Source organism: Pseudomonas sp. KCJK9111 (genome assembly GCF_046231935.1).
Classification (GTDB): domain Bacteria; phylum Pseudomonadota; class Gammaproteobacteria; order Pseudomonadales; family Pseudomonadaceae; genus Aquipseudomonas; species Aquipseudomonas parafulva_B.
Map to the genome: position 1 here is coordinate 1 of NZ_JBJJMO010000101.1, position 10,984 is coordinate 10,984.

Sequence of the window (10,984 nt, forward strand, 5' to 3'; positions counted from 1 at the left end):
GATTAAGAGACAGCTAATAAGGTGTCCATCATGTCCGATAGCAAGCCGTCGCTGCGCTCCGCCCAATGGTTCGGTACCGCCGACAAGAACGGGTTCATGTACCGCAGCTGGATGAAGAACCAAGGCATTCCGGACCACGAGTTCCAGGGCAAACCGATTATCGGCATCTGCAACACCTGGTCGGAGCTGACCCCGTGCAACGCGCATTTCCGCAAGATCGCCGAGCACGTCAAGAAAGGCGTGCTGGAAGCAGGCGGCTTCCCGGTGGAATTCCCGGTGTTCTCCAGCGGCGAATCCAACCTGCGCCCCACGGCCATGCTCACGCGCAATCTGGCGAGCATGGATGTGGAAGAAGCCATTCGCGGGAACCCGGTCGATGCCGTGATACTGCTGACCGGTTGCGACAAGACCACGCCTGCGTTGCTGATGGGCGCTGCCAGCTGCGACGTTCCGGCCATCGTGGTGACCGGCGGGCCAATGCTCAACGGCAAGCACAAAGGCAAGGATATTGGCGCCGGCACTATCGTGTGGCAGATGCATGAGGCCTATAAGGCCGGCCACATCGACCTGAACGAATTCCTCTCCGCCGAGGCGGGCATGTCGCGCTCAGCCGGCACCTGCAACACCATGGGTACGGCTTCGACCATGGCCTGCATGGCTGAGGCGCTGGGCACCTCGCTGCCGCACAATGCCGCCATCCCTGCCGTGGACGCACGCCGTTACGTGTTGGCGCACTTGTCGGGTATGCGCATCGTCGACATGGTGCGCGAAGACTTGCGGCTGTCGAAAATCCTCACCCGCGAAGCTTTCGAAAATGCCATCCGGGTGAACGCCGCCATTGGCGGCTCGACCAACGCGGTGATTCACCTCAAGGCCATCGCCGGGCGCATTGGCGTCGACCTGCAACTGGAGGACTGGACGCGGGTGGGACGTGGTACGCCGACGCTGGTCGACCTGCAACCTTCGGGGCGTTTCCTGATGGAGGAGTTCTATTACGCGGGCGGTCTGCCGGCCGTGATCCGGCGCCTGGGGGAGCATGGTTTGTTGCCCAACCCGACTGCGCTGACCGCAAACGGCAAGAGCCTGTGGGACAACTGCCACACCGCGCCACTTTATGATGAGGAAGTTATCCGCCCGCTGGACAAACCGCTGGTTGCCGACGGCGGTATCTGTATCCTGCGGGGCAACCTGGCGCCCAAGGGCGCAGTGCTCAAGCCTTCTGCGGCCACCCCCGCGCTGATGCAGCATCGGGGGCGCGCCGTGGTCTTCGAGCACTTCGAAGACTACAAGGCCCGCATCAACGACCCGGACCTGGATGTGGACGCCAACTCGATCCTGGTGATGAAGTATTGCGGACCCAAGGGTTATCCCGGCATGGCCGAGGTGGGCAACATGGGGCTGCCGGCCAAGTTGCTTGCCCAGGGTGTAACCGACATGGTGCGCATCTCCGACGCGCGCATGAGTGGCACGGCCTATGGGACCGTGGTGCTGCACGTTGCACCGGAAGCAGCCGCAGGTGGGCCTTTGGCCGTGGTACGCGAGGGGGACTGGATCGAACTGGACTGCCAGCAAGGCCGCTTGCACCTGGACATCGACGAGCAGGAACTGGCCGGTCGCCTGGCGGATCTGCAGCCACCGCCACAGCTGATCACCGGGGGGTATGCCAAGCTCTACCTGGACCATGTGATGCAGGCTGATGAAGGCTGCGACTTCGACTTTCTCGTCGGCTGCCGCGGGGCGGCGGTGCCCAAGCACTCTCATTAGCCCAGGGACATCACCCTAAGCGCGACCGTGACTGGCTGAACGGCACGAGGGCGCTTGATGCCGCTTGCCGCTTGAACGCCGTGGAGCTGTCTATGCACCGACAGCTCCGCGCCCGCTAGAGAGCCGAGACCCGCCAGCCCCCCTCTGTCCGCCATCAAGGCGCTGCAAAACAGCCCTGCATCCATCAGTGCTATGATGCGAGCCCCCGCCAGAAGGACCTCGCACACCCCTCATGAATTACCGCCAGCCCTCAACGCGCAAGAGCATGCACGCTACCTTGGTCCAGGACCTGGGCCTGCAGATCGTGTCCGGTCAACTCGCCCCAGGGCAGAAGCTGCCGTCCGAGGCAAGCCTGTGCGAAAGCTACGCGATCAGTCGGCCGGTGTTTCGTGAGGCCATGCGTGCCCTGACGGCCAAGGGCCTGGTTGAAGCGCGCCCCCGGGTCGGCACCCTGGTCAGGCCGCGCCATGACTGGCACATGCTCGACCCCGATGTGCTGCACTGGCTGATGCAGGCAACGCCGCAACAGGAGTTCTTCAATACCCTGTCCAGCGTACGCTGGGTCATAGAGCCTGCTGCTGCTGCCCTGGCCGCCACCAGTGCCACGCCAGAGGACGTGGCGTCGATCGGCGAGGCCTACCAGCGAATGGAAGCGGCGCGCACGCCAGATGAGCGGCTGCAGCCAGACCTGGACTTTCACGCCCGTATCGCCGATGCCACCCACAATGACCTGCTCGCCTACCTGTGCAACATGCTGTCGATGGCGTTGCGCGAATCGGTGCGCTTTTCCAACCAGCGTCCAAATTTCGATGAGCTCGCCCTCCCCCGGCACAAAGCCATTTTGACGGCTATCCAGAACGGCGATGCCCTTGGCGCCCGGCATGCGTCCCTGGTGCAGCTCGAAGATGCCCGGCTGGCGCTGAGCAAGGTACTGGGGCAAGACCCGGCGAGCTGAGCGCCAATAAGCATAATCATAAGGCCATCATTGGCGTAACAGCCTTTGGACGTGGCGAATCGGCCATCCGTTACCGCGGAGTGTGGCGTGCGTCACATTGGGCGCCTAACTAGTACATGCGTACTATTTTACCGTCTTGGGTCGCTCCCGATACTCCCCCTGTTTACCGCCGTACACAGGAACGCCAAGCCCTTGGGGCTCGGTGGCCACGCTGGTGGCATCTCATGGAGTCTCCGGAGTCGTTATGAACCCCTTATTCAAGTTATCCCCCCTCACCTTCGCGATTACGCTCGCCATGGCCCCCGGCGCGTACGCAGCCGACTACGTGCTCGACAGCGGTCAGGACACCTTCAGCAGCGACCGAGGCATTGATGGCGCTGTGGTGCTGCGCCCCAGCAACGGCACGCCGTCCACCCTTACCCTCAACAATGGCGCCCAGGTCACCAGCTTCGGTGGCCGGATCGGTGGATCGTCCACCAACGACGCTGCCAGTACGGCCATGGCCACGGTCGTCGTACAGGGCCCTGGTACACGTTGGAACGTGCCACGCACCGGCGCAGTGCTGGGCAACACCATCGTGATCGGCGGCGCCGGGCAAGGCACTCTCAACGTGCTTGGCGGCGGGCAGGTGTCGGTCCGGGACCTGCAGTTGAGCGACAATGGCAACGCCGGCAACGCACTGTCCCGGGCCAACCTGCTGGTCAGCGGCCAGGGCTCGAAGGTGGACACGGTCAACGTCACCTCGGGGGGCGTGTTCCTGTACGACTCGCGCATCAACCTCAAGGATGGCGGGCAACTGGTCAGTGAGCGTGTGGCCATCAACTCGATCAGCGAACTGTCGGGCGCTGGCACTCGCTGGGACAACACCGGCACCTTCAGAAACCGCAACGACCTGAGCCTGAGCGACGGCGCCGTGTTGACCAGCGACTCCATGGCGCTGGGCTCGGCCAATGTCAGCCGCAACACCCAGGTCAATGTCTCCGGTGAAGGCACCCGCCTGGCCACGCGTGCCATGACACTGGGCACCACGACTTCCAGCACCATCCTGACCTTGTCCAACGGCGCCGAGCTGAGCAGCACCGACGGGATCGACATCAGCGAGCTGACCAGCATCAACTCCGCCGCCCGTGGCACGCTCAGCATCGGTGGCGCCGTCGTGCGGGACGATGCGCGTACCGACATCGATGCCATCAGCGCCGGCACCGCCCAGGCGGCGGGCCGCCTCGACCCGCAAACGGCCATTCGCTTCGGCGCCGGCAGCGGTGCGCTGGCGTTCAACCACACCGACAGCAACCTGCAAGTGAACAACCGCATCAGTGGCGCTGGCCGTGTGTACGCGTTCAGCGGCGACACCACCTTGGGCGGCGACCTGACCGGCCTTTCGGGGAGCACGGTGGTACGTGGCGGGCGGCTGGTACTGGGCGGCGACGCGGATCAGACCAACCCACGAGGCACATCATTGCTGAGCGTGGGCAACGGCACCTTGGTGGTCAACGGCACCGTTGGGCATACCGACGCTTCAGGCAACTACAGCAACCGTGCCCAAGTCTTGGCCGGTGGCGTGCTGGCGGGTAACGGGCAGGTCGGGAGCACGCAAGTGGCCTCGGGCGGTACGCTGTCGCCAGGTGAAGCAGCACTGGGCACCTTGAACATCAAGGGCGACCTGGACATGGCAGAAGGCTCCAGGTACGCCGCCGATATTGCTGGCAATGGCGGCTCGGACCGCGTCAACGTAAGCGGCAGCGCCACCCTGCGCGGTACGCGTGTGGACGTGACCACCCTCAACGACGCTCAAAGCTACCAGACCGGGCAAACCTATACCCTGCTGGCCGCTCAAGGCGGTGTGGTGGATGGCGCAGCGGCAGGTACCGCGTATGCGCAAGCGTTTACCAACTCGGCATTTCTCAATGTCAGCCTGCAGCGCACCGCCAATGAGCTGAACCTGACCATTGCGCAGAAAGGCACCACACCGCCTGTTGAACCACCCGTGGAGCCGCCTGTAGAGCCTCCCGTGGAGCCGCCGGTACAGCCGCCTGTAGAGCCCCCGGTCGAACCGCCCGTACAGCCGCCGGTCGAGCCGCCTGTTGAACCCCCGGTGCAGCCGCCTGTAGAACCGCCTGTCGAGCCCCCGGTACAGCCGCCGGTCGAGCCCCCAGTAGAACCACCGGTACAGCCACCCGTTCAGCCGCCGGTGCAACCGCCAACCACAGGCACCCCAGGCATCTTCCAGACTGTGGCGCTCACACAGAACCAGTGGAATACGGCGGGCGCCCTGAGTGCATTACAACAGAGCGGCGATCCGCTGCGCCTGTACAACAACTTGCTGGTACTGGATGCAGCCAACGCCCGCGATGCCATCGACCAACTGTCCGGTGATTACCACAGCAGCACGGGCACCGCGCTGATTGCCAACAGTCAAGTCGTATCGAGCGTGCTCGGCAACCGCGTACGCGGCCTGTTGGACACTAACACCGTGCGCATGCCGCTAGGAGCATCGAACCTGATGCCGGCCACCCCCGAGGCGCAAGGCGGCGCGTGGGCGCAAGTGTTCGGCAACTGGTCGAAGCTCGATGGCAACAGCGGCGCCAGCGGCCTGCACCAACGCACCGGGGGTGTGCTGATCGGCGCGGATGGCAGCATTACCCAGGACTGGCGTGCCGGCGTGTATGGCGGTTACAGCCGCTCCAAGTTCGATGCCGATGACCGCGATGCCAAGGGCCACAGTGACAACTATCACCTGGGCCTGTACACCGGCGCCCAGATCGACGCGCTGCGCCTGAGTGCAGATGTGGGCTACACCTGGCACAAGCTCGACAGCAGCCGCAACGTGGCGTTTGCCGGTTACAGCGACCACCTCAAGGGCAAGCGCGACGCCAATACGCTGCAAGCCAGTGGCGAGGCGGCCTACCGCATCGGCCTGGGCGCGGTGGCGTTGGAGCCGTTCGTAGGGGTGTCCTACGTGAACTACGACGCCGACCGTTTCCGCGAAAAGGGCGGTGCAGCGGCGCTGAACGTCTCGAGCGAGAAACAGGACACCTGGTTCTCCACGGTCGGCATGCGGGCTTCGACCCACACACGTTTGGCCAATCACGACACGCAGCTGTTCGGCTCGCTGGGCTGGCGCAGGGCCTACGGCGACCTGGACCCACGCAATGAGCAGGCGTTTGCCGGTGGACCGAACTTCGAGGTGCAAGGGATTGCGCAGACGCGAAACGTGGCACTCACTGAAGTGGGGGCGAAGGTACAGCTGAACCGTCAGACGGATGTAGGACTGTCGTATCAAGGGCAGTTTGGTTCTGATACACGGTTCCATTCGGTCAATGCGGGCATCACGGTTCGCTTCTGAGGGGTGGCGGGGGCACAGCCCCTGCCGGCTATAGTGACTGCTACATCCGGGGCTGCATGGCAACCCCGGGTGGGTTACGACCGCGCTTGCACCAGCTCAATCCCGCTATTTTGCCGGGACGCCAGCCCCCTCAAGGCACAATGCCGCCTCACGCTGGGTCACGTTACATCCGACCCACGTTCGCTCAGGGCCGCATCAGCGGCTCGATCCCAATCCACTTCTTGACCGGGTGATAGCACAGCTGCAACGGTGGAATGGCGACGTCCTGGCCCTGCACCTGCAGATTACCCAGGTGAATAGTCCACTTGGACTCGGCGTCGAACTTGTCCGTCGGGAAAATCACATACACCGACCCGTAGCGCTTGTTGTTGGTGATCTTCGGAATGTTGCTGTGCACTTGGTCGGCGTTGATGTCATACGGCGAAGGCCGCGCCTGCTGTGGCGAAAATGCGGGATAGTCGTACACCGGGCCACCCAGATAAAGCTCGGGCCTGGCATTCAATCGCGAACCGTCATTGAGGGTAACGAACGCCTGGCGGCTGTCATAGAAAATCGGTATCGGCGCGGCCCCGCGTGTAGCTCCGGACGCCGGCCGCTGACGCCCCTCGTTGTATGCGATCAGTTGTACGTAGAATTCCGGTCGTGGGTAGGTTTCCCCCGGGTACTGTACATGCAGCACCTGCTTGAAGGGTTCGTCGCGCCAGCGCGCGCGGTAGTCATAAAGGTAGGTTTCGAGGTGGATGGGGCCGCCGTTTGGCAGGCCTGCAACCTGGAATTCGTGCTTCGTTTCGCAAAGATCAGCGTACGCTGCGCGCTCCCGTTTCCACGGCACACAGGCAGTAAACGAGGCTGCACAAAAAATCATGAGGAGTGAAGGTATGCGCTTGCGATAAGTCATGACCGGCCCTGGTCTGGAGTGATAAGTGGTTTCAGATACTGACGCGTGGATTTAGGAATCCATGTTGCCCACAGGCAAACGTACCAAGGAATTGGACAAAGGTGGACGTGCCAGGTACGTGCCTTCAATCATCGCAGGCGTCATGTCGGTGAAGGGTGCATAGCGCATTTCGAAAAAATCAGATTTAAGCCCTTCCCTGTAGGCCATTTCCCAAAGATACTCCTTGCGCCCATTTTTTGTTGCACATGAACGGTGTGGATTCTAGTCTCGCCAGGTCGCTGCCAATTCAGCGACCGGTTTTGACGGACTGAGAACGCTATCCCCATGTGCGCACTTTATGGTGGCTGTACGTGCGGGCACCCTAGTGGTGCGCCGAGTGCCAACGTCTCGGTCCGTCAACCCGCGTACAGCTACCACCCTCATTGCTTGACGGCTTGAATGTGGTAGTTCCTCCTTCCACGTTGGAGTTGAACCATGCTCAAGATCGTCCCCGATCCCCCTCCCCACAATGCCTGCCTAGAAGACATGTTGATTCAGGCTACCGAGTACGCTACGTGCGCGGCCGCAGTGGTGCAACAGGCCATGTCATTGGGTTTCAGGTCGCCCTCTTCGGTGCTGATGCTGACCTCTCTGCATGAGCTCGAAACGCTGAAAGCTCTGCTCGAGTCTGCGGTAGCGCATGTCCAAGTGCGTCCGAAGCATCCGATCTGCCATTGACCCGTAGCTGTTGAAAAACCCGCTCGTATGGCGAACCGTCTGCTCCCCCCACTGGGTGCTGGTTCGCCGGCGATGTGGCTCGCCCAAGCACCGCACCCTCGTGGGGAAATCGAAGATGTCTGGAGAAGAAACCAAGTTCACCGCTGGCCAAACCACCTTCTATCAGGGCACCGACCAAACTAGCCCTCTCTTTCGTATCGAGCCCGGTATACCCTGTGAGATGGCCCGCGAGCAGGCTTCGGAGTTGATGGGTTACGCTCGGGACATGACCCTTGACGGCCTGATGGAAAACAAACAGCACTTGATCTGGGCTTCGCACTACCTCTGCGCGATGGCCAAGGCTTTGCTGGACGACGCGCAATTGGGCGAAGCGCTTGGCCAGCATTAAGCGTGCAGGCCCGCCCGAGCGCTACCCTGGCTGCGCCGGTTGCTTGCGATAGAGCGACGGCATGCAAGCAAACAATGCCAAACAGCTCAACACCGCCACTGCCCAGGCGAGCACACCGAAACCTGTGCCTAATACCGCGCTCACACCCATCGCCACAACGGCTGCGCTGCCAATCTGGCAAAACCCCACCAACCCCGAAGCGGTGGCGGCATGCCCATGCTCACTGGCGATAGCACCTGAGATCGCCAGTGAAAGCGATGACCCATTGGCCAGGCTGACCAGGCACATAGGCAGCACCACGGCCGTAACGCTGCGCCACCCCATGGCGTACGCCAGGAGAAACGCCATGGCGCCTAGTACGAAGCAGGTGATGCCGATCGCGACAATCCGGTCGTAAGGTAAGCGGTCAAGCAGCCGCCGGGCCAACAGGTTAGCCCCGATGATGCCCAAGGTAAGCGGCACATATAGCCAACCGCTTTGCGCCTCGCTCAAGCCTGCTTGTACGAAAAGGAACGGCGACTGCGTCAGATAAACGAACCAGGCGCAGTAGATAGAACACACCACTAACGTGTAGCGGCAAAAGCTGCGGTCACCCAGCACACGGCTAAAACCCGCAAAGGGGGCGTTCCTGGTCCGCGCCGCGACCGGTAGCGTTTCAGGTATTACAAACAGCGCCAAAAGCAGCGCTACCGCCCCGAATGCTGCGACGAACAGAAAGTCGGCTCGCCAGCCGAATGTGACGGCCAAGTGCCCACCGATTGCCGGGGCCAAAGCCGGCGAGAGTGATACGAGGGGGTAAATCACGGCATAGACTTTCGCCGAGGTTCGCTTGTCGCAGGTGTCGGCGATCAACGCACGACCAATCACCAGCCCCGCCGCCGCGCCCACCGCTTCCACCATGCGCCACGCGATGAAGCCCATGTAGCTGCTGGACAGCGCGCAGCCCACGGAGCCCAGTAGATAGAGAACGCCACCGGCAAGCAGCATCGGCTTGCGTCCTTGTCGGTCTGACATTGGGCCATAAGCCAACTGCGCAAAGGCCAGTGCCAGCAGATAGAACGAGACGGTTTGCGGCATTTGCCAATTGGCAATGCCAAATTCAGTAGCCATGCCGGGCATCGCGGGTAGATAGATATCCGAGGCGACGAGGCCAAAGGCGCTCAGCATGGCGACTGTCAGGATGAAGGATAAGCGAGGCATTGTGCTCCCTGGCATCCGGCTTGGGCCGGCTGCATGATCGAAAGGTGAACGAAGCCCGCTATGTTAGATAGCTAGCATCAATGCGAAAATGCATGTAATCGCAGCCCAGGGCTGCATATTTGCATTTTCAGGAAGCGTGCCACGATGAATTGGGATGACGTACGTATCTTCCTCGCAGTGCACCGTGCCGGCACTCTACGGGCTGCAGCCACGGCGTTGGGCATCGACCAGACCACGGTCGGCCGGCGGCTGGCGGGGCTTGAGCAAACCCTCGGCAGCCGGCTGTTTCTTCGCAGCACCGGGGGGCTGGCGTTGACCACCACTGGGCAACAGCTCGTACAAAAGGCTGAAGAGATGGAGCGGATGGCCGTCTCTTTCGAGCGCCAGGGTGAAGGTAGCGACCTTCATCCGTCGGGTGAGGTGCGCGTCACCACCACCGATGCGCTGGCCGTTGATTTCGTCATACCCGCGATCGAGCAACTGCGGGCCACTCATCCTGAGGTGCGGGTCATTCTGACCACCACCACTCGTCTACTGGACTTGGGCCGCAGGGAGGCCGACGTGGCCGTGCGCACCGTACGGCCCGAGCAACCTGACCTGATCGTGCGCCGGCTGGCTCACTGGCCTGTGGGGCTCTATGCAACACAGCGGTACCTTGACCTGCGTGGAAAGCCAGAACCTGGCAGCGCCTTGGTAGGCCATGACATCGCCTTTTACCAACAAGGTGTAACCTCCCGGCAGGACGATACACTGGCGGGAGAGCCCAGGTCCGGCGGCCGGGTGGTCGCAGAGCTGGACTCGAGCCTCATGTTGGCGACCTTCGTGCGCGCCGGGCTGGCCCTGGGTGAGCTGCCGGAATACATGGCCCAGCGCGATGCCAGTTTGGTGCGCGTCTGGCCTGATCGACAGCGGGCCACGCCCTATGAAGCCTGGCTCGTGTTGCATCGGGACCTGGCACACACGGCACGGGTGAGGGTTGTAGTGGACGCGATCGTTGCGGCTTTTGCCGAATGAGGGCTACATGAGCGCTACTTGGCTCAACACCGCATCGGCGGTGAGACTGACGCTGGCTGGGGCCGGACAACGTAGGTGTGGAGTTTGGCTTGGTGAGAGATGGCATTGCGTTTCTCAGATGAGCTGTGTGTAACTGCTGTCGATCAACAGGTCTTCTGGAGCGTTTATGTTCAGCCACATTCAGCTCGGTGCTCGGGACCTGCCGGCCATGATCAGGTTCTACGATGCCGTACTTGCCACCCTGGGGCTTGTCCGCATGTCCGACAACCACGATGGCGGCCCCTGCGGCGCTGGATGGCAACGGCCGAACAGGGAGTGGCCGCAGTTCTATGTGCAACTGCCATTCAACGGACTGCCTGCGACATGGGGCAACGGCGTGCAAATAAGCTTTGCCGCCAACTCACAGGATCAGGTGCAGGCGGCATGGCGCACAGCGTTGGCGATGGGTGCTCAGGATGAGGGCGCACCTGGGTTGAGGCCGCAGTATGGGCAGGATTACTACGGTGCCTATTGCAGGGATATTGAGGGCAACAAGCTTTGTTTCGTACATGCTTGCGGGCTCGCCGATCCTGATGCCCCATGAACCAGACGCTCCAGTCTAAGACCCTCCTGCATGGCACCATCGCTCGATAGGCGCTAGGTGATGGCATATTGTTATTCATAAAAGATATTTAAATAATTACCTTTATTCCATTAGATTCT

9 protein-coding genes are annotated in these 10,984 nt (G+C 62.0%); 7 read left to right on the top strand and 2 right to left on the bottom strand.

All coding sequences use genetic code 11. The features are described from left to right. The first annotated feature begins 30 nt into the window (after positions 1–30). The 3 genes from ACK59L_RS20835 (at position 31) to ACK59L_RS20845 (ending at position 6,065) form a co-directional block, all read left to right on the top strand. Positions 31–1,764, top strand: a complete 1,734-nt coding sequence (locus ACK59L_RS20835; RefSeq protein ID WP_409275777.1) for an IlvD/Edd family dehydratase — start codon at positions 31–33, stop codon at positions 1,762–1,764. A gap of 232 nt (positions 1,765–1,996) precedes the next feature. Next, complete coding sequence (locus ACK59L_RS20840) at positions 1,997–2,719, top strand: FadR/GntR family transcriptional regulator (protein ID WP_058603330.1); 723 nt, start codon at positions 1,997–1,999, stop codon at positions 2,717–2,719. 325 nt (positions 2,720–3,044) lie between these two features. After that, a complete protein-coding gene (locus tag ACK59L_RS20845; protein WP_409275790.1) occupies positions 3,045–6,065 on the top strand; it encodes an autotransporter domain-containing protein in 3,021 nt (1,006 codons plus the stop codon). 184 nt (positions 6,066–6,249) lie between these two features. On the opposite strand, the gene ACK59L_RS20850 is transcribed toward ACK59L_RS20845, so the two are convergent. Continuing rightward, a complete protein-coding gene (locus ACK59L_RS20850) occupies positions 6,250–6,963 on the bottom strand; it encodes a hypothetical protein (RefSeq protein ID WP_409275779.1) in 714 nt (237 codons plus the stop codon). Positions 6,964–7,437: 474 nt separating this feature from the next. Between ACK59L_RS20850 and ACK59L_RS20855 the strand changes: the two genes are divergently transcribed. Together ACK59L_RS20855 and ACK59L_RS20860 are read left to right on the top strand one after the other, a co-directional pair. Then, positions 7,438–7,680, top strand: a complete 243-nt coding sequence (locus ACK59L_RS20855) for a hypothetical protein (protein WP_409275781.1) — start codon at positions 7,438–7,440, stop codon at positions 7,678–7,680. Between the two features lie 115 nt (positions 7,681–7,795). After that, entirely contained in the window at positions 7,796–8,068 is a 273-nt protein-coding gene (locus tag ACK59L_RS20860) for a DUF3077 domain-containing protein (protein WP_196142123.1), read from the top strand. Positions 8,069–8,089: 21 nt separating this feature from the next. Here ACK59L_RS20860 and ACK59L_RS20865 read toward each other — a convergent pair whose 3' ends face one another. Further along, complete coding sequence (locus ACK59L_RS20865; RefSeq protein WP_409275784.1) at positions 8,090–9,283, bottom strand: multidrug effflux MFS transporter; 1,194 nt, start codon at positions 9,281–9,283, stop codon at positions 8,090–8,092. A gap of 129 nt (positions 9,284–9,412) precedes the next feature. Between ACK59L_RS20865 and ACK59L_RS20870 the strand changes: the two genes are divergently transcribed. After that, positions 9,413–10,282: a LysR family transcriptional regulator gene (locus ACK59L_RS20870; protein ID WP_409275786.1), complete on the top strand. Its 870-nt coding sequence runs from the start codon at positions 9,413–9,415 to the stop codon at positions 10,280–10,282. Positions 10,283–10,448: 166 nt separating this feature from the next. Then, the gene (locus tag ACK59L_RS20875; RefSeq protein WP_409275788.1) at positions 10,449–10,865 is read left to right on the top strand and encodes a VOC family protein; all 417 of its coding nucleotides are present in this window, start codon (positions 10,449–10,451) and stop codon (positions 10,863–10,865) included. Positions 10,866–10,984: the final 119 nt, after the last annotated feature.

Bases quoted from the DNA above. Each gene is read 5' to 3' on its own strand.
- ACK59L_RS20835 (WP_409275777.1), top strand. From the start codon at position 31: ATGTCCGATAGCAAGCCGTCGCTGCGCTCCGCCCAATGGTTCGGTACC.
- ACK59L_RS20840 (WP_058603330.1), top strand. From the start codon at position 1,997: ATGAATTACCGCCAGCCCTCAACGCGCAAGAGCATGCACGCTACCTTG.
- ACK59L_RS20850 (WP_409275779.1), bottom strand. From the start codon at position 6,963: ATGACTTATCGCAAGCGCATACCTTCACTCCTCATGATTTTTTGTGCA.
- ACK59L_RS20855 (WP_409275781.1), top strand. From the start codon at position 7,438: ATGCTCAAGATCGTCCCCGATCCCCCTCCCCACAATGCCTGCCTAGAA.
- ACK59L_RS20860 (WP_196142123.1), top strand. From the start codon at position 7,796: ATGTCTGGAGAAGAAACCAAGTTCACCGCTGGCCAAACCACCTTCTAT.
- ACK59L_RS20865 (WP_409275784.1), bottom strand. From the start codon at position 9,283: ATGCCAGGGAGCACAATGCCTCGCTTATCCTTCATCCTGACAGTCGCC.
- ACK59L_RS20870 (WP_409275786.1), top strand. From the start codon at position 9,413: ATGAATTGGGATGACGTACGTATCTTCCTCGCAGTGCACCGTGCCGGC.
- ACK59L_RS20875 (WP_409275788.1), top strand. From the start codon at position 10,449: ATGTTCAGCCACATTCAGCTCGGTGCTCGGGACCTGCCGGCCATGATC.